This is a genomic window from Colwellia sp. RE-S-Sl-9, assembly GCF_048296855.1.
Taxonomy (GTDB): Bacteria; Pseudomonadota; Gammaproteobacteria; order Enterobacterales; family Alteromonadaceae; genus Pseudocolwellia.
The window spans coordinates 2,247,908-2,270,565 of sequence record NZ_CP182631.1; the positions used below are offsets into that span (position 1 = coordinate 2,247,908).

General features: G+C 35.9%; 20 protein-coding genes and 1 riboswitch. Of the genes, 11 read left to right on the forward strand and 9 right to left on the reverse strand.

The window, feature by feature from the left end; genetic code table 11:
- Positions 1-63: 63 nt before the first annotated feature.
- From ACM9HF_RS09615 to ACM9HF_RS09625, 3 genes are read right to left on the reverse strand one after another with little or no spacing between them, the layout of a single operon-like run.
- Positions 64-1,227: an ABC transporter permease gene (locus ACM9HF_RS09615; protein ID WP_473618012.1), complete on the reverse strand. Its 1,164-nt coding sequence runs from the start codon at positions 1,225-1,227 to the stop codon at positions 64-66.
- Positions 1,224-1,973 (reverse strand): ABC transporter ATP-binding protein, encoded by a 750-nt coding sequence (locus tag ACM9HF_RS09620; protein ID WP_473618015.1) that lies wholly within the window; start codon positions 1,971-1,973, stop codon positions 1,224-1,226. The genes ACM9HF_RS09615 and ACM9HF_RS09620 overlap by 4 nt, the downstream gene beginning before the upstream one ends.
- Positions 1,974-1,983: 10 nt before the next feature.
- A complete protein-coding gene (locus ACM9HF_RS09625) occupies positions 1,984-3,432 on the reverse strand; it encodes an alpha/beta fold hydrolase (RefSeq protein WP_473618019.1) in 1,449 nt (482 codons plus the stop codon).
- 66 nt (positions 3,433-3,498) lie between these two features.
- Here ACM9HF_RS09625 and ACM9HF_RS09630 point away from each other — a divergent pair, with 66 nt between their 5' ends.
- Positions 3,499-4,410, forward strand: coding sequence for a PhzF family phenazine biosynthesis protein (locus tag ACM9HF_RS09630; protein WP_473618022.1), 912 nt, complete (start codon positions 3,499-3,501; stop codon positions 4,408-4,410).
- Positions 4,411-4,469: 59 nt separating this feature from the next.
- On the opposite strand, the gene ACM9HF_RS09635 is transcribed toward ACM9HF_RS09630, so the two are convergent.
- Entirely contained in the window at positions 4,470-5,192 is a 723-nt protein-coding gene (locus ACM9HF_RS09635) for a DUF1499 domain-containing protein (protein ID WP_473618025.1), read from the reverse strand.
- A 444-nt stretch (positions 5,193-5,636) separates the two neighbouring features.
- Positions 5,637-5,822, reverse strand: coding sequence for a nitrate- and nitrite sensing domain-containing protein (locus ACM9HF_RS09640; RefSeq protein ID WP_473618281.1), 186 nt, complete (start codon positions 5,820-5,822; stop codon positions 5,637-5,639).
- A 23-nt stretch (positions 5,823-5,845) separates the two neighbouring features.
- Positions 5,846-6,050, forward strand: a riboswitch (cobalamin riboswitch).
- Positions 6,051-6,177: 127 nt separating this feature from the next.
- Between ACM9HF_RS09640 and ACM9HF_RS09645 the strand changes: the two genes are divergently transcribed.
- The 8 genes from ACM9HF_RS09645 to ACM9HF_RS09680 all read left to right on the forward strand — a co-directional run bounded on the left by ACM9HF_RS09645 (position 6,178) and on the right by ACM9HF_RS09680 (position 13,315).
- On the forward strand, positions 6,178-6,990 hold the full coding sequence (locus tag ACM9HF_RS09645; RefSeq protein ID WP_473618028.1) for an ABC transporter ATP-binding protein: 813 nt from the start codon (positions 6,178-6,180) through the stop codon (positions 6,988-6,990).
- A complete protein-coding gene (locus tag ACM9HF_RS09650) occupies positions 6,987-7,991 on the forward strand; it encodes a FecCD family ABC transporter permease (protein ID WP_473618031.1) in 1,005 nt (334 codons plus the stop codon). Before ACM9HF_RS09645 ends, ACM9HF_RS09650 begins: the two co-directional genes overlap by 4 nt.
- Before the next feature lie 12 nt (positions 7,992-8,003).
- On the forward strand, positions 8,004-9,044 hold the full coding sequence (cobT, locus tag ACM9HF_RS09655; RefSeq protein ID WP_473618035.1) for a nicotinate-nucleotide--dimethylbenzimidazole phosphoribosyltransferase: 1,041 nt from the start codon (positions 8,004-8,006) through the stop codon (positions 9,042-9,044).
- A 302-nt stretch (positions 9,045-9,346) separates the two neighbouring features.
- The gene (locus tag ACM9HF_RS09660; RefSeq protein WP_473618037.1) at positions 9,347-10,219 is read left to right on the forward strand and encodes an adenosylcobinamide-GDP ribazoletransferase; all 873 of its coding nucleotides are present in this window, start codon (positions 9,347-9,349) and stop codon (positions 10,217-10,219) included.
- Positions 10,220-10,224: 5 nt separating this feature from the next.
- On the forward strand, positions 10,225-10,932 hold the full coding sequence (locus ACM9HF_RS09665) for a histidine phosphatase family protein (RefSeq protein ID WP_473618041.1): 708 nt from the start codon (positions 10,225-10,227) through the stop codon (positions 10,930-10,932).
- Positions 10,933-10,953: 21 nt separating this feature from the next.
- On the forward strand, positions 10,954-11,559 hold the full coding sequence (cobO, locus tag ACM9HF_RS09670; RefSeq protein ID WP_473618046.1) for a cob(I)yrinic acid a,c-diamide adenosyltransferase: 606 nt from the start codon (positions 10,954-10,956) through the stop codon (positions 11,557-11,559).
- Between the two features lie 5 nt (positions 11,560-11,564).
- On the forward strand, positions 11,565-12,467 hold the full coding sequence (locus ACM9HF_RS09675) for a cobalamin-binding protein (protein WP_473618051.1): 903 nt from the start codon (positions 11,565-11,567) through the stop codon (positions 12,465-12,467).
- A gap of 179 nt (positions 12,468-12,646) precedes the next feature.
- Complete coding sequence (locus ACM9HF_RS09680; protein ID WP_473618055.1) at positions 12,647-13,315, forward strand: hypothetical protein; 669 nt, start codon at positions 12,647-12,649, stop codon at positions 13,313-13,315.
- Between the two features lie 22 nt (positions 13,316-13,337).
- Here ACM9HF_RS09680 and ACM9HF_RS09685 read toward each other — a convergent pair whose 3' ends face one another.
- Positions 13,338-14,936, reverse strand: a complete 1,599-nt coding sequence (locus ACM9HF_RS09685; RefSeq protein WP_473618059.1) for an AAA family ATPase — start codon at positions 14,934-14,936, stop codon at positions 13,338-13,340.
- A gap of 136 nt (positions 14,937-15,072) precedes the next feature.
- On the opposite strand from ACM9HF_RS09685, the gene ACM9HF_RS09690 reads away from it, so the two are divergent.
- Positions 15,073-16,314, forward strand: coding sequence for a multifunctional CCA addition/repair protein (locus ACM9HF_RS09690; protein ID WP_473618282.1), 1,242 nt, complete (start codon positions 15,073-15,075; stop codon positions 16,312-16,314).
- A 158-nt stretch (positions 16,315-16,472) separates the two neighbouring features.
- Here the strand turns inward: ACM9HF_RS09690 and ACM9HF_RS09695 are convergent, their stop codons facing one another.
- Both ACM9HF_RS09695 and ACM9HF_RS09700 read right to left on the reverse strand, forming a co-directional pair.
- Positions 16,473-17,948 carry a tetratricopeptide repeat-containing sulfotransferase family protein gene (locus ACM9HF_RS09695; protein ID WP_473618063.1) on the reverse strand — a complete coding sequence of 492 codons (1,476 nt, stop codon included), beginning with the start codon at positions 17,946-17,948 and terminating at the stop codon, positions 16,473-16,475.
- 75 nt (positions 17,949-18,023) lie between these two features.
- Positions 18,024-20,648, reverse strand: a complete 2,625-nt coding sequence (locus ACM9HF_RS09700; protein WP_473618283.1) for a TonB-dependent receptor plug domain-containing protein — start codon at positions 20,646-20,648, stop codon at positions 18,024-18,026.
- Positions 20,649-21,560: 912 nt separating this feature from the next.
- On the opposite strand from ACM9HF_RS09700, the gene ACM9HF_RS09705 reads away from it, so the two are divergent.
- Complete coding sequence (locus ACM9HF_RS09705; RefSeq protein ID WP_076417046.1) at positions 21,561-21,779, forward strand: EF-hand domain-containing protein; 219 nt, start codon at positions 21,561-21,563, stop codon at positions 21,777-21,779.
- Between the two features lie 63 nt (positions 21,780-21,842).
- Here the strand turns inward: ACM9HF_RS09705 and ACM9HF_RS09710 are convergent, their stop codons facing one another.
- Positions 21,843-22,193: a RidA family protein gene (locus ACM9HF_RS09710; protein WP_473618068.1), complete on the reverse strand. Its 351-nt coding sequence runs from the start codon at positions 22,191-22,193 to the stop codon at positions 21,843-21,845.
- Between the last annotated feature and the right edge of the window lie 465 nt (positions 22,194-22,658).

Sequence of the window (22,658 nt, forward strand, 5' to 3'; positions counted from 1 at the left end):
AAACAAATACATATTATAAAAATAACGACTTATTTGATTGAGCACAATACAGGAAAAAAGACGTTAACTTAACGCTAAAACTACTTTTTCAGATTTTAATCGTAGCGAAAGTATGATCACTAGTGCAGCGGTTAATCCAATAGTCACTAAGGCTGTACCTGCAAAGGCTGCCCAGTTAATCGGAATACCTTTAAATAAATCGTCCATTAATAAAGATTGCCCAGAAACAGGTAACCAATCTAACCATTGAGGTTTATCATCAATAAACATAAGAGCAACAGGGATCATCGCGGGTAACATGATAATCATACTGACGGTTGATTGTGCTTCTTTAAAACTCTTTGCCTGAAAGGAAACAAATAGCTGTAAAGCTGAAGCAAAGAAACTAATCGGTAATAACAATAAAATTAAAAATAACACCATGATAAAGTCGAGGTTAAATGTTGCGCCAATTTTAGTTAAATCGACAAAGCTGACTGAAAAAGACGTGAGCACTAACGTTAACGTAACACCAATTATAGAGATAGTACTGGCACAACAAAGCTTAGCGGCAACTATTTTAAAGGTGCTTACCGGTTGGCAAAGTAGCATTTCAAGTACATTACGTTCTCTCTCGCCAGCACTTGAGTCAATAGCGACGGAAAGGCCCGACATAAAAGCAGCCATTAATACATACAAGCCCAACATTAAAGAAATAAACATAGCATTACTGCTTGGCTGTGCAGTATCTTGATCGTTAATTTTTATAGGTCGTAAAATACGTGGGTCTATCCCTCTAACAATTAACCGCTTGGCACCTATACTTTGTGCATATTGATTAATTTGATTTTTAATTCGTCTGATAGGCGCATTCAATGCTTTTTCACTAAAATCAGCACGTAAATTGATGGTAATAACCCGCCCTTCTTCCATATATTCAGCAAAATTTTCTGGAATAATGAGTTCAATATTACGCTCTGTCCAAAGGTTTTTGATATCTTCTGGTGCGTCGGTTAATGGGTAAATATTATTTTGCTTAAGTTGTTTAATTAACTTAGGTGCGAAACTTTCGCCTGTTACATTTAAATAAACAGGCGGCGTTGCCACCATTTCTTTGATCATGGTTTTTGACAATACTAAAATCATAACAGGTGCGAGCATAGCCATGGTCATGGCAACCATAAGCGCACGCTTATCGCGAAAGGCTTCTTTAAATTCTTTTATTAATAACGCTTTAAACTGAATCATGCGGCAACCCCTTCGTCAGATCCTATTAATTTAACAAAGGCATCTTCTAATAATGCTTCGCCCGCTAAGTCACATAGCTCAGTAGGTGTTCCTTGTGCGGCTAGTTTGCCGTTAGCTACAATAATGACGCGATCACATAAAGCAGCGACTTCTTGCATAACATGAGACGAAAATAATATGCAGTGACCTTTGTCTCTAAACTTAGCTAAGTGATTACGTAAAACACGAGTACTCATTACATCTAAACCACGAGTTGGCTCATCTAAAACAAAGTTTTGTGGTTGGTGAACTAAAGCTTGCGCTAGGGTAACTTTCATTCGCTGACCTTGAGAAAAACCCTGAGTTTTACGGTGTGCGAGTTCTTCCATTTCAAGATCTTTAATAATGTCTTCAATCGCTTGATGTTTAACTGCGCCTTGCAAACCATGAATACTTGCAAAATAATCTATTTGCTCGTAAGCGGTTAGTCGTTCATATAATCCAAATTTATCAGGAAAAATACCTAACTTAGCACGAGCTTCAATAGGTGACTTGGTAACCTGTATCCCATCAATAGTAGCGGAGCCAGAATCCGCTTTTAATAAACCATATAATGTACGTAAACAGGTGGTTTTTCCTGCTCCGTTAGGTCCTAAAATTCCAGTAATTTCGCCATCTTTTGCGGTAAAAGACAAACCGTTTAAGGCGATGACTTGTTTCTTTTTAGCGCCTAAAAAAGATTTATGTAAATCATTAACTTCAATCATAATTATTTCCTTATATGCTGCCGTTTAGGCTTGTCATAAATGACTCAGCAGGTATATCTAACAAACACGTTTGATCCACTTTTTTAGGATCTAAATGTTGTAAAAATTCATTAATCATTGCTACACCACAAGCGGAAGAAGCCACAATATGCGCACTGTTTTTTGAAATAATATGATGGCTATTAGGTAAAGTACTCGCTGACTTTTCGCCATTGCTTGGCGGTGTAACGGGATCTAAATCACCCGACAATATTAAGGTAGGAATATTAGCCACTACGGGCTTGTAAAAAGCTTCATCAACCTGATATTTTGGCCATACATCACAAGCTGTTTTAAAAATAGCGTGGCTACTACCACCATCAAAACTATTGTTGCTGTCTTTAACGCGCATATCATGGGTAATTCTTGGCATATCTTCATTACATACAATATTAAACGTTAGTCCCACGTACATGTTTATAGCACCTTCTCCTGCAGAAATAATTCCTACTAATGGCTGGTAGTTTTCCAGAAAGGCTTGATGAATAATTAAAGGCACTATAGTGCGAGTTTCTGTACTGTAAAGTTGCTTAAATAGCGTATTGATGAATTTTCCTTTACTTAATTTAAAAGGCGTTTTAGTGCCTAATCGAGGATGACTTATAGATAAAGCAACCACTTCGTTAGATAAACGCTTAATAACAGTTTCAAACTCTTCTTTTAAATTAGGGTAGGCTTTATTACAGGTTTCTTCATTAGCGCAATGTTCAAGCAATAAGTTAAATGATCGCTCTGAGCTCAAACCAAATAAACCGATAGGTACTTCAATCGGCCCTACGCTATCTAACACAACACTTTTAATATTTTCGGGAAATAAACGCATATAAGTAAGCGCCGCTCTTGTTCCATAAGAGCCACCATAAAGATTCATTTGCTTGTAACCTAATGCTTCTCTTACTGCATCAAAATCACGGATTGCATTTTCTGAGTTGTATTGGCTTAGCTCGTTAGTTTCTTTTAATTTTGTAATACAATCTAGCGTTTCTTGTTCAGAAAACTCTTCAGGAATCATGCTATATAAATTCCCTTTGGTAGCTTCATCACACAACATGGGTTGAGATAAACCAGTACCTCGTTGATCAATTAAAATAATGTCGCGTGTTTTTCTAATTTCTACAAAGCTTCGACGTATATGTGCTGCTAATTCAACAGCTGCTTGACCTGGCCCCCCGGCAAGAAACATAAGTGGCGCATTATTTTTTGAGCTATCAATCGCTGGTAACACAGCATAATTAATGGAAATATTTTTGCCTTCAGGCTTATTGTAGTTCTCGGGGACATTTAAAGTGCCACATTTTACTTGCGAGCGAATACCATCAATGTGGCAGTTTTCAACAGCAGAGTTTTCTTCATTCGCCAACGCAGCATTAGCTGTAATACTTAACAAAAATGAAAATAGAACGAATCTTGTTTTCTTCATTACTTTCCCTTGTAAAAATTTTAAATTTGGTGTCTATTAAAATAAATTATTTGACTAAAAAATCTCATGAATACTTATATGGATATAACAGTTTATTACCTTAATTCTTTTACTTACAATGGCTCAGGCGGTAACCCAGCAGGTGTTGTATTAAATGCAGATAATCTAACACCGCAGCAAATGCAGTATATTGCCACACAAGTGGGATACTCTGAAACCGCTTTTGTATCAGCGGATGTTGAATGCGACTTTAATGTTCGATTTTTTACTCCGAATCATGAAGTTGATTTTTGTGGACACGCGACTTTAGCAACATTTTCATTATTGTTCGAAAAACAGATCATTGAAGCGCAAGAGTATACTCAACAAACTAAAGCGGGAAAGTTAAAGGTAAAAGTGGCCACTGATACCTTAGTGAATATGGAACAAACACTCCCGCAATATTTAGGTGTAGTTGAAAGCAAAGAAGTAGCTGAGTTATTAAATATTTCTGAAACGTTATTTGCTACGACTAATCTACCTTGTGAAATTATTTCAACGGGCTTAGCTGATGTAATAATACCTGTACCCTTTGGAACTTTAGATTCAATAGTGCCTGATTTAGATAAAATATCGCGTTTTAGTGAAAAATATAATGCGATTGGCATTCACCTGTTTGAGTTATCTCCAGCCCAAAAAAATATCTCAGAAAGTAATTCAAATAGTTTAACAGCCAGCTGTCGAAACTTTGCACCTTTATTTGGTATTCCTGAAGAGTCTGCTACGGGTAGCGCTTGTGGTGCTCTCGCCTGTTATTTAGATAAGTATAAGGTTATAGATGGCCAACACTACACGTTTGAGCAAGGTAGAATAATGGAGTCGCCTTCTTTACTGAAAGCTTCAATCTTTAAACGTGATAGTATAATTACGAAAGTAGAAGTGAGTGGTTTTGCTTATTTATTTGATTGTAAAAAGATAAAATACCCTAGGATCTGTTGATCTATCAAGATTGTTTTTTCAGCCCCCTGAAAGATCAACAAACCTAGTTAAAAGCATAATTAAAATGATGATATAAAGCTTTTTATACGTTTGGCATTAGCTCCAAGATCTGTTCCACCAATACGAGAAATGGATCGTAGATCTATCTTACTTCCTGTATCCGTTGCTTGAATACGAATAGCTACATCGTCTTTAAAACCCCAGAGTAAACTGGTATCAACTGCTTCAATCATTCCTTGCTTAATATCTTTAGCAACAATTTCCCAGCCTAATTTTATCGCCGTATCAATAGCTTTATTAAACGCTTGCTCTGTGTTCAAGATGCTTACAATGGGTTGTAGTTCTGGATAAACTTTTTGTTGTAACGGAGCTAATTTTTCGCTGTCGTATTCTAGTGGATTAGTTCCTTCGCCACGCAAGGCTAAAATGGCTTTAAATTGAGGTAAATTAACCGTGTCAGTACTTACCTGATGTAAAAAAGGTAAAGACTTAGCTTTAGCCGCTTGCATTGATAAACCAACAGCCGGTATAGCTAATAAAATAGCGACTATAGCACTACTTTTAAGCACACGTTGTTGCTTTGTAAAAAACGCAAATAAACCAATTACTATCGCTATTACCAGCACAACAATACTAGCATACCCTGTAAATTGAATGATTTTAAAAGACGTTCCCATGCCCCATAATTGCAAACGATAAGCAATAACGGCAAGAGGAAAACCCAGTAACAAAGGAATAGTTAAAAACTTACAAATAGTTATAATTTTTTTAATGAACATCATGTTGCCTTAAGATCGGTATTAATAGAAGCCCATATATTTAGCAGGCATGTGGATAATTGTACTACGAAGTATATCTAGACCTTAGAATGGCTTACATTATTTCATTGCTCAACTTCGGTTTCAAAAGTGAAAAAATAATATCCACTTAATATTCAAAGCTGTGTTCAAGTACGCTGTAGCGTTGATCATTTATTGATTTTAGGTATGAAATTTTAGCTTAGCTCACTTTTATCAATGTATTTAGTTCTAACGGTTAAATCGTTTTCTTTTCTAACTTGACTAAAGACGGCCATTAAATCTTTTATGCGATTATCTAAATCTTTAATCACGACGTAGCTTATAACTATAACTAAAAAACTTATAATAAAAATAACATCAGCGCTTAACATTAACGAGCTATTCGCTGAATTTTTAATATATCAGTTAGTTTCATTACTGATATATTTAGTTTGTTTTCAACTTGTTTAACTGCTTTATTCTATCTGTTGCTTGTTCGAACCAGTAGCTTGCATCAATACCAAATTTCCCCGTTGCTGACTTTTCCATTGCAACTTTTCGTAGTTTTTCAACTTCAAGTACAGCAGGTTGTTGCATAGCATTGGTAAATATTGATAAAACAAATACTGTTATTTAATTAAAAAATAACTGTGGTAAGATGTCGGCGCTTTTAAGGTGTTTTTTACTCTTATTTATTAGAGGAAAAACTTAAAGGGGAATATGGTGCAAGACATGGTTAGTTTTATTAACAACCACTTAATTCCATAACTGTTCCCGCAACTGTAAAGAGAGTTTAGTGACGGTTAAAATAACATCACTAAACACTTAAGTCAGAACACCTGCCTTAATCGCCTTTAGTGAACGTGCGGGTAACGCGAAAAACTAAGAATATCTCTCATATAATTATGAGTGACTTCTTATGATGTGTCCTTGTATTTCCTAAAATTGTATTCGCTATGTTTTATTCGCTATTATGGTTAAGGCACATATGTCACCCTTTGTTCTACAAGCAAATAATGTTACTTGGTCTGCAAACCCAAAAAAGGTTATTCAAGGTATTCACCTACAAATAAAAGCAAGTGAAACCGTTGCTATCGTTGGCCCCAATGGCGCAGGAAAAACCTCTCTTCTTAAATGTTTATACGGCGAATATTCAGATTATTCTGGTAATATTTATTTGCATGGCAAGCCCCTTAAAAACCTTAATAATAAAGATATAGCCAAAAAAGTCGCTGTGGTTAGCCAACATTCAGAGTCTGCATTCAACTTAACTGTTTTAGATATTGTAGGTATGGGGCTTATCCCTCATAAAGGATTGTTTGACATAAATACAGATGCCGACAAACACAATATTGAACAAGCGTTAATCAAGGTTGATCTGATAAAAAAACAGCATCAATTATTTAGTACTTTATCAGGCGGTGAGCAGCAGCGAGTATTAATTGCTAGAGCTATTGTACAAGCGCCTGATATTTTGATTATGGATGAACCTACGAATCATCTTGATATGTACTATCAGCATCAAATATTAATGTTAGCCAAGTCCCTCAACATAACCTTATTGATCACTATTCATGATCTTAATTTAGCCGCCCAATATTGCGATAGAGTGCTCATGTTAAACAACGGTCAACTTGTAGCAGATGACACACCTGAAAGTGTATTTACCGCCGAAAACTTAACTGATGTATTTAAACTAGAATGCGCTATTGATAAAAACCCTTTCACTCAAAAAACAAGAATTACCTTTGCTGGTATAAACAACCAAGTAAATGACGAATCAAAGTGGCTACAATCATGAAAAATCACTTATTAACAAAAAAGCTACCGTACAAATATTCGCTCTTGTTAATTGTTAGCCTCGTTGTTATCACGTTATTGTCTTCTATTGGGTTTGGTGTTGTTGAATTAAACCATAAAGCAGTATGGCAATGTGTAACTCAAGGGTGTGAAAAAGGTATTTACGATACCATTTTATGGGAAATACGCTTTCCGAGGGTATTGCTTGGTTTTATCGCGGGCTTTGGTTTAGCTTTAGCAGGCGCTTTAATGCAAAACGTGACACGTAACCCACTTGCCGACCCGTATTTATTTGGTATTGTTTCTGGAGCAGGCTTAGGGGCAACTTTAACTCAGTTTTTACCGGTATCAATGCAGCTTGTTTCGTTACCTTTTGCCTCTTTTTTAGGGTCTTTATTAGCGGTTGGACTTATTTTAATTGTGATATATCAAAATAATTGGCGTCGCATTGAGCACTTACTGTTAGCAGGCGTAGCGGTTTCCTTCTTATTAAGTTCTTTAACCACCTTTATTCTTTACAGCGGTGATGCTTTTTCAAGTAACCGCGTTATTTTTTGGCTCATGGGCAGTTTAGCCAGAGCAGACACCAACGCTCTACTGTTGATATCCCCCGTAATTATTATTGCTACGCTTATTGCACTTTTATTAGGACGCCAGCTTGATGCGCTATTACTCAGTGACGACAGCGCTCGCACCTTAGGAGTAAAAGTTGAACGCTTGCGTGTTATTACCCTTATTTTATGTGCTGCAATAACAGCCGTTATTGTGTCTTATTGTGGCGGCATTAGCTTTATTGGTTTGATGATCCCACATATTGTTAGGCCTTTTGTGGGCATTACCAGCGCTAAATTATTTATAGCCGTAGGCTTAGTTGGTGGCTGTTTTTTAGTGTGGGTAGATGTTGTTGCGCGTACGGCATTAGGCGGACAAGAAATACCAATAGGTGTTATTACTTCAGCGATGGGCAGTTTGTTTTTCTTAGCCCTATTACGAAAAATGTAAGCGAGATTTTTTATGGAAATAAAAGCGTTAAATCTTGAATTTGAAAGTAAAATTCAAGATAAAATCAATCAAAAAACCAAACCTGTTGGCTCTTTAGGCTTATTAGAAAGCACGGCTTTACAGCTTGCGCTTATTCAAAGTAATAAAAGCAATAAGCTTATTTCACATATTTCAATTAACAAACCTACTGCCTTAGTTTTTGCTGGAGATCACGGTATTAGTGAAGAAAGTGTTTCAATTGCACCAAGTTGTGTAACTCGCCAAATGGTACAAAATTTTATCGCTGGCGGCGCCGCAATTAACTGTTTTTGTAAGGTAAACAATATTGATTTTAAAGTCGTTGATGCTGGCATTATAGACCCCATTACCGATAGTTCATCTCGATTAATTAACATGAGATTAGGGGCTGGTACAAAGAACTTTGTACATGAATCAGCAATGACGATGGAACAAGTTGAACTTGGTCTTAGCTATGGTGAACAAGTGGTAGCGCCCATCATTAAAAATGGCTCTAACCTACTTATATTAGGCGAAATGGGAATTGGCAATACCAGTTCAGCTACGGCAATTACAGCTCGTTTAACCCATTCAGATGTTGATCTTTGCGTAGGTGTAGGCACAGGCATAACCGCAGAGCAACTTTTTAAAAAGAAAACGCTTATTGAAAAAGCCCTCGCACGTTTTGATTCAGACGAACCTTTAACGGTTCTAAAAGAAGTGGGTGGATTTGAAATAGTTGAAATAACAGGCGCAATTTTAGCGGCAGCACAAGCCGGAATTTGTATACTAATTGACGGTTTTATCCTAAGTACAGCAGCACTAGTTGCCTGTAAAATAAATTCTAATGTAAGAGATTATTTAATTTTCGCTCATGAATCTCATGAATTTGGTCATCAACTATTATTGCGCCATTTAAAAGCCAAACCTTTACTAAATTTAGGTTTACGTCTAGGTGAAGGAACGGGGGCAGCAGTCGCATTACCGTTATTAACGGCAGCAGCTGCTTTTTACAATAATATGGCAAGTTTTGAAGATGCAGGTGTAACCGTTTGAGCATACAAAAGAGTTATATACCCGTTACCATTCAAGATGCAGGTTTCAGTGGAACTAAAAACAATTTAGACACAGATTTCATGTTCCAGACGAAATCTAAGTACATACATCCATGTATGCAAGGCATTAAATTTACGTCATGGTTATTCTCGGTAACTGCTCCTGCGTTACCCTAATGTCCTACATCCGTGTAGGAACCTGACTAAAGTTAATAACGCAGTATAAATTGTTTTTAGACCCATCGAAGAAGCGCTTGAGCAAAATCACTTCGTCGTTAATACTTTTGATAAGGGTACACCATTATGGCAAAGCATTGCCTTGAATTGATATCGCTCAAGTGCTCTGAAATACGCATCTTGATTGGTAACGGGTATACAAGCAACAATAAATATAGACGGTATTTAAAGCGTCAGCTTAACTTATGTTACTTAGCGCTGAGCTTTTTTACTCGTATACCTGTACCACAAAGCATGTATTACAGCCCCGCGCTTTTAAATAAGTCTGGCCGTTATTTTTCTTTAATAGGGCTTTTATTAGCAGGTATTTTAAGCTTACTTTTTAGCCTTATTTCTCCCTTATTTCCTCATACTATTAGCATCGCGTTACTGGTTGTTTTTAGCTTACTGCTCACTGGTGCTTTTCATGAAGATGGTTTAGCAGACATGGCCGATGGTATTGGCGGTGGTATGACAGTAGAAAAACGTTTAACCATAATGAAAGACAGCCGCATAGGCACCTATGGCGCAGCAACTTTATTTATGGCTTTAGCGCTAAAGCTATTGGTATTAATAGAACTTGCTCAACTAGCGTATTTAATTCCTTCATTATTTTTGGGGTATGCCTTATCAAGAGCGGTTGCGGCTAGTTTAATATATGACTTACCTTATGTAGCTGATACCGATACCAGTAAAAGCAAACCTTTAGCGAATAAGCAAAGCCCCTTTGAATTAAGATTACTTTTTATTGTTGGCCTTGCCCCTTTGGTGTTTTTTTCAATAACTACAGTCTTATTGTTAATACTCACGCTTTTTATTTTTAGAGCGGGTTTTAAACAATGGTTAATAAAACGAATAGGGGGTTATACTGGCGATTGCTTAGGTGCTTGCCAACAATTAAGTGAATTACTTATCTACCTAGTAATACTTGCTAGTTTTCCCCTCTTTGCTCAGGCATAACCTTTATGCAAAAAGGCACTATGCAAACCACCACAATCTATTTATTACGCCATGGAAAAGTGAGCGGGCCTGCTGCCTTATATGGTCAAACAGATATAGGTGTAACTGATGAGGTAAATACGAAAATATTAACTGAATTAAATCAATTACAACAAAATTTAATCAACAAAATTAGCCATGTAGTAACGTCTCCCCTTCAGCGTTGTCAAAACGTTGCTCAACAATTTGCTAAAAATAACAAGTTACCAATAAACGTTAACACGTGTTTTCAAGAAATGAACTTTGGTCAATTAGATGGCATTTCATTTGATGATATTAGAGACTCAGAAAACAGTAAAAAAACTTGGCTACAGTTGGAAGATTTTTGGCGTGAACCAGACGCGTTTCCTCTGCCTAAAGCTGAATTGTTATCAAGCTTTTATCAAAGAGTTGAACACTCATGGTGTGAACTATTAACATCACACGCAGGGAAAAGCATATTACTCGTGTGCCACGGTGGTGTTATACGTATGATTTTGGCTCTCTTACTCAATATTGAATATCATAATAAAGCACTCTTTAGTCAGTTAACCATTAAAAATAGTAGTATTACATTGGTTAAAAATCTTACTGATATAAGCTCAAGTACACCCGCTGCTACTCAGCATAGTAATGTAATAACAATTTCTACACCTTTAAAAGCGATATCGCAGAACCCTGAAGAATTTGAATAAAAAGAAATAGAGGAATAACACATGATTGATGACGAGAAGAAAAAAGAAAATCATAAAAAACGCCAGCAAAAATTGAAAGAAAAAGTAGACGAGCGTATTGCCGCTGCTACAGAAGACAAAGGTCTACTACTGGTAATTACCGGCAATGGTAAAGGCAAATCGACTTCTGGTTTTGGCATGATCACTCGTTCTGTGGGTCATGGATTAAGTGCTGGTATTATTCAGTTTATTAAAGGTACATGGGAATGTGGCGAGCTTAATTTATTAAAACAACATGGCGTAAAGCACCACACAATGAAGACAGGTTTTACGTGGGAAACACAAAATAAAGAAGCCGATACAGCAGCAGCTCAATTAGCTTGGGCTGAAGCGAAAAAGCTCCTCACCGATGAAAGTGTTCATATTGTATTACTCGACGAATTAACCTACATGGTGACTTACGGTTATATTGATTTAGAAGAAGTGTTAAGCGTATTAGCAAATAGACCGTCAATGCAGCACGTTATTATTACAGGTAGGGCTTGTCATAGAAAAATAATCGAAGTAGCCGATACCGTGTCTGAAGTGCAATCTATCAAACATGCTTTCGATAGCGGCATAAGAGTTCAAAAAGGTGTAGATTGGTAATGTTCATGCAGCTTCAACGTAAAATTTTCGCTTTTGTACTTGCCGCACTCGCAAGTACATCTACTATGTTATATGCCAATGACTCTAGCGCCATTGATAACGTAGATAACAATAAAAGTGAGTTTAAAAAACAACGAATTATCACCTTAGCCCCACACCTAATAGAGATGCTTTTTAGCTTAGGTATAGGCGATCGTGTCATAGCAACTACCGAGCATTCCGACTTTCCTGAAGCCGCAAATAATGTTCCTCGTATTGGGAATTATGCTCGCTTAAAAATAGAAAAAATACTCGCCTATGAACCCGATTTAATTATTGCCTGGCGCACGGGAAACCCTTTAGATGATTTAGACAGACTCAAAAAGTTAGGATTAAATGTTGTATATTCAGATCCTAAAAACTTAGAAGATGTTGCAACTGAGTTACGCTTATTAGGTAAATTAACAGGAACCAATAACCGTGCTGAAGAACTAGCAAGCCAATATGAATTGGACCTGAAAAATTTACGTAAAACTTTCGCCAATAAACCACCTATAACCGTATTTTACGAACTTTGGTCGAATCCATTAACCACAGTGAGTAATAATTCGTGGCCGCAACAACACCTTAATGTTTGTGGGGCAACAAACCCTTTTGTAGAAAGCATAACTGACTATCCACAAGTAGGTTTAGAGCAAGTGGCAATCGCTAAACCACAATTAATTATTCAACCTATATCGAATGGACACGCAACTCCCGATGCTGTTAATTGGTTACAGTGGAACGACATACCCGCCGCAAAACATAAACAATTAATAACCCCTAATTCAGATAAATTACACAGAATGACACCAAGATTGCTAGGTGAATTAGAAAAGCTTTGTATCAGTATCGACGATTCGAGAAATTATTACCTAAGCATAAAGTAAGTAACTCTTCGACTGAAAATATAAGCGTAAACTTGTTATAAATTTTAATACATTTACGCTTAATTCACCCTATACAATACAAGGCATTAACTTTCATAAAAAAATTAAAGTTTCCTGCTAATGTTTATCAATATAACTGCTAGAATAATAATTAAATACGACTCGAATTATTGAACTTCATGATCAAAATTATTTTATCTCTTCTTATATTCTCTTTATCTCATATTGCTTTTGCAGAAGAAGAATCTGAGCCGCTTCCTCCCTTAGATCCAAAATATATGGGGATTCATGGCATGAAGCTTTTCAACAAAGGTCCCAGCGTATTTGCTTCTCATATGCTGACTTTAAAAGAGCCTAATAATATACAAATTCTTTATAAACTAGATATTAACGAACTGTCTTTACTGCAATTGGTTAAAGACGCTGATTTGGTTACCCTTAAGCCTGAAGCATTTAATTTGGAACGCTTAATGCGTGGTGAACAAGTAGAAGTCAATGCTGATATATATATGGGAAACTATAAAAAAGACGGCATGCTAACCTACAAAAACATGAAGATAATATTTGATAAACAACTCTTTGTAAAAGTAATCGACAAACCGGAAGAATCAAATAAAAGACAAAAATACGATATAGTACAACTTCGTAATAATGAAAGAATTTTAATCCACCAAATTCAACAGCCTCCAAGTTATGAACACCTTATTTATCTTTCAGATGATGTAAATTGTGTAACTAACTTCACGGCATCTTCAGCCGTTCCAAAAGAAAATGAGATCCACTACAAGCTTACTTATTGTGGTGCAATGAAACCTCTTTATTATAATGCAGAAGATTTTGCGCAATAGGCCTATTGTGCACTTATTTGAACTACCACGAAGATAAAGCAGGCATAGTAAATTTCTCACCTCGAAAATTTAACACTACTTTTTGAGGGAGAATTTCTACTAAGATCAATTCTCTAGCAATCGTATCGCCTTCATAGCGATCTCTACCATTTACCTTTACCCAGCCTTGACCATCACTAGCATAAATATGTTGTTCAAACTGTAATTGCGGAATACCGTTTTGTACCCACAAAGGCATTTTTTCGATAGGGTCTATCTCTTGGTCTCTTTCATCAATGTTATTAGTATATTCGTTAGTATTATTCGTATCGTCTTCATTATTTAGCGCTTTTTTAAACTGATTCAATAACTCTTCTGATACACCTTCAACCTGAGTAAGTTCGATATCTTTAGTCTGAACTTCTTGTTTAACTTGCTTAGCCTCAACAGGCGCTTGTTGGGCAATCACTTTAGGTGCTGGCGTACTTTCTTTTTCGGTAATAGGTAATTCAACTTCTTCCTGCTTTTGCTGCGCACTAGCATCTACCGGCAATACTTCATTCGTTTTTTTATCTGCTATTGAGTTCGTTATTTCATCAATTTGAGTATCAACGTTATTAACTACAACCTTTGATGTGCTCTCAATTTGGTTCGACGATTTAACATCATTAAGAGCTTTTTCAGCGGCATCAGTAATAGCTAATGGTTGTAAGGTATTATTCTGAGTTTGATAGCTACCAAAAAAATAGGCTCCAGCAGAAATAACACCTACCGATAAAACGATTAGCGCTATTTTAATTGTAGGGTTTTGCCACCAAGATGTAACCTCATAATCATCTCCAAGCGCTTCATGAGCAGACAACAACACAATGCGTTTATTAACTACGGCAATATTACTGCTATAAGCATTAATGAGAGAACGTTCGCACACTAAATTAATTAAACGAGGAATACCGCCGCAAATTTTATGGATAGTATTTATAGCCGACACTGAGAACAGCGATCTAATGCCCTCTGCAATAGATAAGCGATGTTTTATATACTGCGCGACTTCTTGCTTATTAAGAGGGAGTAAATGGTACCTAGCGGTTATACGTTGTGCTAATTGACGAAGGTCTCTTCTTTTTAATAGAGTTTGTAATTCAGGCTGACCAATAAGAATGACTTGTAATAGCTTTTTAGTATTTGTTTCTAAGTTAGTTAATAATCGTAATTGCTCAAGTACTTCAGGTTGCAAGTGTTGAGCTTCGTCAATAATTAATAAAGTATTAGTATTTTCTTTATGGTTTTTTAATAATTTTTCTTGAATTTTATCCGTTAAGGTTTTTAACGTAGCACCTGTTTTACGGTAACGAATTTTTAATTCATCGCAAATAGTCGCCAGTAATTCGTGACTTGATAGCGTAGGATTAAGTATAAAAGCCGCTTGAGTATTTTCAGGTAAGCGCTCCATTAAACAACGGCTCACGGTTGTTTTTCCTGTTCCTACCTCACCTGTTAACAGCACAAAGCCACCAGCATCACCTAAACCGTAGGTTAAATGCGCAAGTGCTTCACGATGACGATCACTCATAAATAAATATTGAGGATCAGGAGCAATAGAAAATGGCTTTTCTTTTAAGCCGAAATAAGCGGTATACATATCAACAACTTCATAAAAAATAACACCATGAAACTAACCTTTACCTTACCAGATGTCAAAACACTATTTTCTTTTATGATAAACTTAAATTGTAATAATTTAATCGGATGTATAAATGGAAAACCCAGTATCACAAATCACCAGCTACTTAGTGGGCGGTGCAGTTAGAGATAAACTACTCAACAGAAAAAGCTACGATCACGATTACGTTGTCGTAGGCTCAAGCGTTGAACAAATGTTGTCGTTAGGTTTTTCACAAGTTGGTAAAGATTTTCCTGTATTTTTACATCCAAAAACAAAAGAAGAATATGCGTTAGCACGTACCGAAAAAAAAGTAGATGCTGGCTATACGGGATTTGCTTGTGATGCTTCCGAATTTGTAACCATTGAAGAAGACTTACTCAGACGAGACTTAACTATTAACGCCATGGCATTAAAACCAAACGGTGAAATAATAGATCCTTATAATGGTCAAGCAGACCTTAAAAATAGAATATTTAGACATGTCTCCGATGCCTTTATTGAAGATCCATTAAGAGTATTGAGAGTGGCTCGCTTTGCTGCGCGTTACCATAGCTATGGATTTACTATTGCCGAAGAAACCATGGCCTTGATGACACAAATATCTCAAAGCAACGAGCTACAATCTTTAAGTAGCGAACGCATATTTACAGAACTCAATAAAAGCCTACTTGAAGAGCACCCTGAAGTATTCTTCGAAACCCTAAAAGCCTGTGGTGCATTAAAGGTTCTATTACCTGAAATTGACACACTTTGGGGAATTCCTAACCCTGCACTATGGCACCCTGAAATATGCTCTGGCATTCATACTATGATGGTTTTACAACAAGCAGTAAAGCTATCAAAAAAACCTGAAGTACGCTTTGCTGCATTGTGTCATGATCTAGGCAAAGGCAATACACCTGAACCCGAATGGCCAAGCCATAGAGGACATGAAAAATCGGGCTTACCTTTAGTAAAAAATGTTTGTGATCGTTTAAGAGCACCTAATTCATATCAAACATTAGCCCTTAAGGTGTGCGAATACCACCTACATTGCCATAAAGCCTTTGAGTTAAAGCCTAGTACTATATTAAGGTTATTTAATGCCTTAGACGTGTGGAGAAAACCTGAGGAATTTAACGACTTTATTTTAGCGTGCACCGCTGATATGCGCGGCAGAACAGGATTTGAAGATAAAGATTATCCACAAGCAGATTATTTACACCAATGCCTTAAAGCTGCAAATACCGTAACGGCAAAAGTGTTTGTTGAACAGGGCTTGAAAGGTAAGGAAATAAAAGAAGCGATAGAAAAAGCAAGATTAGACGCGATTAAAAATATAAAACAGATTGTTCCGCTACCAGAAAATAAATAACCCGAATTCAGGATGATTATTTTCGTAATCTACTGATTTATAAATAAAAGGTGACAAATACTATTCAAGTGACACACTTATTATTTACTCATGTTGAAATTTATTAACTCCCTAACCGAATGAATTATTCAAATCAGTATAACCTCAGTTCAGCTAAATTATTTTTGATCCAATAAATCGAACATGGCTTTTAATTCATGTTCGTATGGTGTCCAATCAGGTATCGATCTTTTTTGAATTCCTTTACGTAGTTGTGTATCACTGAGCGTTTTTATTACCCGCTTTTTTGAAGAAAAATTTAAACAATCTTTTTCAAAAGCCAGTCCGCAATATGCTAACACTTGTGTTATCTCATTTTCAGGTGAATTAACCAGATCCTCATATTCAATATCGTACACTTCTTTAGGTAACACGCTTTTCCAATGTAACATCACCTTTTGATAGAGTTGATGATACTGACCAATTTCGGTTTGCGAACAAAAATTCGGTTCTAATGCTCCAAAATTATTTTTAAAAATAGACCAAGACACATCTCGTGGGTCTCTTTTTATATGAATAATTTTAGCCTGTGGCAAGAGTAATTTAATTAACCCAATAAATTGATAATTAGCCGGCATTTTATCAATAACAAATTTATGATCCCCACCGGAAATTTCTTTCAGTTTTGTCAAATAATGTAAAGCTAAAGACAGACATTGTTCTTTTGTTAAAGATTGGCAACCTAACGGAAACCCTTCACTAGTTACCTGTGTAATAGCGTTTACAAGATCATCCCCAATATGTGGGATCTCACCCGCGCTAACAATATCGTTATGCCCTATCAGCATTTGTTCAAGCAATGTAGAACCAGATCTTGGCTGACCTACAATAAAAATAGGCGTAATATTTATATGAGAGGTTAAAACAGTACTTGCTGGTGATATATTTGAAAATGATTGAATAACCGAGGAAGTAAAAGCCTTCAGTAATAGATCAATAGAAGGTTTCATATCACTAACAGAAAAATTAATTAATTGTTTTTGTAGGCGGTTGGCTTCTTTGTAATGGTAAAAAGCTTGAGTGTATTTTTTACTTAAATGGAATAAATCACCAAAGCTATAATTCAATAAAACCTTATCATGAACTAATAAATCACCTTCTCTTAGAAGATTTTCATACTGCGTAATTAATGGATTAAAAGGGCTACCCGCACCTATTTTTTTTATTCTCACTAATAATGAAAAAGCAGGTATATTTTCTTGATCAATTGTTAATATTTGATTTAAAAACTGCTCACTTTTATCTAGGTTGCCACTTTCACAATAATAAACACTTAAAGCATATAGCACTTTTATTGAGTGAGAACTTAGTTGATAAGCACTTAGTAATGCTTGCTCTGTTTTATCGAAGCGCGTTAATGCTGAACATGCTTGAGCTAATGAAAGATAAACATCAGGTATCTTCGCATTAATATGTAAACATCGAACAAATAAATCGTAAGCTCGCTGATAACTATTTTGAGCTAAAGCAACTTTACCTAAACCCCACATTGCCTCAATATTGTTAATGTTTTCCTTTAATAAACGTTTATACATCTGCTCTGCTGATGAAAAGTCTTGTATTTTAAGGTAATGTTCTGCTCTTTCTATTGTCATCTATTAAATTAATCCAAAATCAACTATAAAAAAACCACATCAATTGATGTGGTTTTTTACAAACAAAATTATAACTTAAAAGTTATAAGATGCTTTTACGTAGTAGAAACCACCGTTAAAGCCAAATGGAGAGGTTTCATAATATTTGCCCCCCCAATTGTTGTTATCACCAGACCAATCAATTTTTTCTGCTTCTTGGTCAAAAATGTTTTGAGCCCCTAAAGAAACAGTAATATCGTCATTTACAAAGTAACTCACTTCAACATCAACAGTTACTGCAGCATCACCTTCTTTGATAGTGGCATCATAATCAACATGAACACCTTGATATTTGCCGTAGTAGTTTACACGAGTAAACATACTAATCATTTCCCAACCTTGAGACCATGTAAATGTTCCTCTATGGTTCGGTAAATCATTTTCTAAACGAGATACTTTGAAATCACCCGTAATTTCAGGAGAAAACTTATCAACTTCAGTTTCATTCCAGTTATAAGCTAATGCAAACGTTGTATCACCATCGAGCAATGAAGTTGAGTAGTTCGCTACAAAATCAACCCCTTGAGTGGTTGTATCAAAATCATTAGTAAAGAAACTCACTTGTTGAATAGAGTCAACATTGGGTACACCTGCCGCTTTTAATACGTCTTTATCATTATCGTCTAAATTATATTTAGCTGATTGAGAAATACGATCTTCAACTTGGATGTTATAGTAATCTAATGTGAAATAGAAACCATTAATATCCCATACAGCACCAAAAGCATAACTTTCAGACTCTTCAGGTGTGAGCTCTGTTGCGCCTAATTGGATCGCTACTGGGTTTGTCGGTGGTAGTAGGGCTGAGTCGCTTAACACACCATCACTTAAGTTTGTTTGTACATTTGAATAGTTAGCTTGACCAACTGTAGGCGCTCGGAAACCTGTACTTAATGAGCCTCGAAGTGAGAACTCATCAGTAATATTGTACTGAGCTGTTAACTTGTAATTTGTTGTATCACCAAATGAGCTGTAATCTTCATAGCGTAAAGCTGCGCCCATTAAGAAATTTTCAGTAAATTGTGCTTCAACATCAACATATAAAGCATAATTTTGACGAGAGAATTTACCGGCGGCAGAAGGTTTAAAACCAGGAAAACCATTTGAACCAATACCAAAACCTTGAGAAGTTAATGGACCCGCTTCAAAAGCCGCGACATCACCTGAAGTCACTTCAAATGACTCTGAATGCCATTCGTAACCCCCAGCAACAATTAATGGAGACTCCATACCTGCTTCAAATTCTTTCACTAAATCAATGTTAAATGATTTTTCTAATTGAGTATGTTTACCCGGACTAAAGTCACGCGGAGTGACAGGACCTAAAGAAGCATTAAGCGTATCATAGATAACATAAGTGGATTCGTTGAAACCAACTGAGCCGCTTACATCATATTTAAGTGTATCGCTTATCTCACCACGAGTCCCCATAGTAATAGCTGTATCAACGATGTTACCACCGAAGTTAGGTGTAAAACCACCTGGTAACATTTCATTAAATGCGAAACAGTTTTGACCAACGGCTGTATTATCATCCGCAATTAAAGCGTAATCACTTTGTGTTAACACATTACTACTGGTGACATTAACTGTAGGACAAGCAATACCATTATCAAGCCCATCTAAATCAGCAATAAGAATGTTAGGTTGATAGTTTTCATCTTGAACGCCATTAACTATATCACCATTGATTTTACCATCACCATTGGTATCTACGCCGTCTGTATCACCATTACTATATACACCACTACGAGTATGTGGGTTACGGTAGTAAAAACCACCTTTAATGTTACGTTCAGAGAAGTTACCAAACATGTAAGCTTCTTTACCATTTCCTAAATCTAGACCAAAGTTACCAAAAACAGTCAGATCATCTTCTACTTCAGGAGAGCCCCAAACTTGAGCTAAACTATCAACATCCGTGTTACCGGCTTCGATTAAGGCGGCGGCATCAGCACGCTGTACACTTCGGCTTGTAGCATCAGCGGTTTTATATTGAAAACTTAAATTAGCAAAGCCATTGGCAGATAATGGTAAGCCTATGTTACCGGACACTTCTGTAGTATCGCCATCTCCTTCGTAGTATGAACCATGACGCACCGTAAGGTTTCCACCCTCATCATCATCTTTTAAAACAAAGTTCATTACACCCGCAATAGCATCTGAGCCGTATTGTGCCGCAGCACCATCTCGTAATACTTCAACTTGCTTTAACGCAGCACTTGGAATAACAGAAATATCTGGACCTTGTGCACCATCATTAATACCACCACCTAATAAGGCAATAACAGAGGCACGATGACGACGTTTGCCGTTAACTAGGATTAATGTACTGTCAGATGAAAGACCACGTAAGTTAGCGGGTTTTACTAAACTAGCCGCATCTGAGATAGGATTTTCATGAACGTTAAAAGAAGGAACGGTTCCTTTAATAAGGTCTAGCATATTAGTGTTACCTGCTTTACCTAATTCGTCAGCTCCAATTAAATCAACGGGAACGGGTGAATCATTTACTGAGCGGGGCGCACCACGTGAGCCTACTACAGCGATACGTTCAACTTTTTCTTCTTTTGCGCCGGTTTCATTCTCAGCAGCAGAAACAGTGGTTGTTCCTAGAGCAACACTCACAGCAAGCGCTAACGTAGTATTACGAAATTTTATAGACATATTTTTCCCTTATTAAATTTGAAGACTAATTCTTATTATTGAATTTTTAATTATTTTTATGTAAACAACTTGTAAAAAGCTTAATTATTTATAGGACAGGAAGTATTGCTTTACAAGTGTTCAAAAATTTTCTTTTTCTTGTTTTCTCTCCAAAAAAACAACATTAACGAAAATGTTTATTTTTTTGTGAAAAATAAAAGACAAAAAAATAAAAATAAAAACAAACAAATACAATTAATTAAGAAAATTAACGAATAAAAAACTAATAAGGGTTTCGTACTATAACCTAGTTAACAAAGAAAAAAATGTAACACTCCCTAGACATAATAATGAAAAAATTTCATGTATAAATAAAGAAACTGGTTAAACATTAGACACATTTAACCTTGAAAATAAATTAAAAAAATTAATAGAACGTATATTTTTTTTATTCACCTTAAAGATAAATGAATATAAAATCACATATTTAGAATAAAAAAACAAAAGAGTTATAGCTTATATCATTTAACTATCAGGCTAAGTTGTCGTATAAAGCTTTGATGATATTGCAAACCTACTCTTTATTTTTTATTTAAGTTTTCACCTTTATACCTATTACAATTCAATATGTAAGTTTCAGTGAGAACTAAAAACAATTTAGGCACAAATTTAACTTTCCAAACGAAACATAAGTACATACATTTATGCATGCAAGGCATTAAGTTTATTCCATGGTACGCCCTGGATAAATTATGTTGGTCCCCCCTTAATTGGTCACGGGTATATAAAGCACTCAAATAAAAAACGACAATTGATCTTTTTATTATCTAAACAACAAAAGTTACAATTAAATATTCACATAGCGTGTGATAAAAGATAAAGTCTATCTAAATATTAGGTAAGTAGAAATTCTAACGAGGAATACTCATGGAACTTAATCAATGGGTTGATGAATTATTTGAAGTATTTGACGAAGATAAAGACGGTGTTATTAGCCGTAGTGAATTTGTTGAGTTAATTGACGTATTATTACAAGACAAAGGAATTAGAATGTGTGAAACCATTTTCCATCGTTTTGATAAAAATCACGATAATTCCATCTCCAAAAGCGAACTTAAAGACATGGTGATAGAACTAGCGCTTTAATACTATATTTAATGAATGTCACACTTCATTTTACAACATAGAGTGACATTCATTTTTTAGCAGCTATTTCTCAGCGGCGATTACGCTAATTTCAACAAGTAGTACATCTCTTGCCATTTTAGCTTCAACACAGGCTCTTGCTGGAGCATGCCCTTCTGGTACCCAAGCATCCCATACAGCATTCATTTCTTGAAAGTCAGACATTTTATTAAGATAAATAGTGGCTGATAATATATGCTCTCGTGAGCTACCCGCAGCAATTAATAACTCGTCAACTTTATCAAGCATGGTTTGAGTCTGCTCTGTAATCCCTTTTGTCGCATCAGCACAGACTTGCCCACATAAATAAATAGTACCGTTATTCTTTACAATACGGCTCATACGTTGTTTTGTTTCAATTCTTTCTATTGTCATTTTTATCACTCTTCTAATTTATTCTTGTCAGAAGAAAACCCCAATGCTTTTCAACAATGAGGTTTTATCAAATATACAGCTTAAGCGTTGTTTAAACGACGATGTAATTTATTAGTTCAAGGAAATCGCACGGAGCTGACGCTAGTCAGTGAGTACGTTTGACGATGAAGTTATATACCCGTTGCCAATCAAGATGCGCATTTCAGAGCACTTGAGCGATATCAATTCAAGGCAATACTTTGTAATAATGGTCGTTCCCTTATAAAAAGTATTAACGAAGAAGTGATTTTGCTCAAGCGCTTCTTCGATGGGCCTAAAAACAATTTATGCTGCGTTATTAACTTTAGTCAGGGAATAACCATTACTGAAACTTAATACCTTGCCTAAATTGTTTTTAGTTCCCACTGAAACCTGCATCTTGAATGGTAACGGGTATATATTACAGCAAGTTAAAACATCGCTTAA

Coding starts and splice junctions, on each gene's coding strand:
- ACM9HF_RS09645 (WP_473618028.1), top strand. CDS start 6,178: ATGTCACCCTTTGTTCTACAAGCAAATAATGTTACTTGGTCTGCAAAC.
- ACM9HF_RS09695 (WP_473618063.1), bottom strand. CDS start 17,948: ATGACAATAGAAAGAGCAGAACATTACCTTAAAATACAAGACTTTTCA.
- cobT (WP_473618035.1), top strand. CDS start 8,004: ATGGAAATAAAAGCGTTAAATCTTGAATTTGAAAGTAAAATTCAAGAT.
- ACM9HF_RS09660 (WP_473618037.1), top strand. CDS start 9,347: ATGGCAAAGCATTGCCTTGAATTGATATCGCTCAAGTGCTCTGAAATA.
- ACM9HF_RS09705 (WP_076417046.1), top strand. CDS start 21,561: ATGGAACTTAATCAATGGGTTGATGAATTATTTGAAGTATTTGACGAA.
- ACM9HF_RS09675 (WP_473618051.1), top strand. CDS start 11,565: ATGCAGCTTCAACGTAAAATTTTCGCTTTTGTACTTGCCGCACTCGCA.
- ACM9HF_RS09625 (WP_473618019.1), bottom strand. CDS start 3,432: ATGAAGAAAACAAGATTCGTTCTATTTTCATTTTTGTTAAGTATTACA.
- ACM9HF_RS09665 (WP_473618041.1), top strand. CDS start 10,225: ATGCAAAAAGGCACTATGCAAACCACCACAATCTATTTATTACGCCAT.
- ACM9HF_RS09630 (WP_473618022.1), top strand. CDS start 3,499: ATGAATACTTATATGGATATAACAGTTTATTACCTTAATTCTTTTACT.
- ACM9HF_RS09685 (WP_473618059.1), bottom strand. CDS start 14,936: ATGTATACCGCTTATTTCGGCTTAAAAGAAAAGCCATTTTCTATTGCT.
- ACM9HF_RS09635 (WP_473618025.1), bottom strand. CDS start 5,192: ATGATGTTCATTAAAAAAATTATAACTATTTGTAAGTTTTTAACTATT.
- ACM9HF_RS09620 (WP_473618015.1), bottom strand. CDS start 1,973: ATGATTGAAGTTAATGATTTACATAAATCTTTTTTAGGCGCTAAAAAG.
- ACM9HF_RS09615 (WP_473618012.1), bottom strand. CDS start 1,227: ATGATTCAGTTTAAAGCGTTATTAATAAAAGAATTTAAAGAAGCCTTT.
- cobO (WP_473618046.1), top strand. CDS start 10,954: ATGATTGATGACGAGAAGAAAAAAGAAAATCATAAAAAACGCCAGCAA.
- ACM9HF_RS09710 (WP_473618068.1), bottom strand. CDS start 22,193: ATGACAATAGAAAGAATTGAAACAAAACAACGTATGAGCCGTATTGTA.
- ACM9HF_RS09680 (WP_473618055.1), top strand. CDS start 12,647: ATGATCAAAATTATTTTATCTCTTCTTATATTCTCTTTATCTCATATT.
- ACM9HF_RS09650 (WP_473618031.1), top strand. CDS start 6,987: ATGAAAAATCACTTATTAACAAAAAAGCTACCGTACAAATATTCGCTC.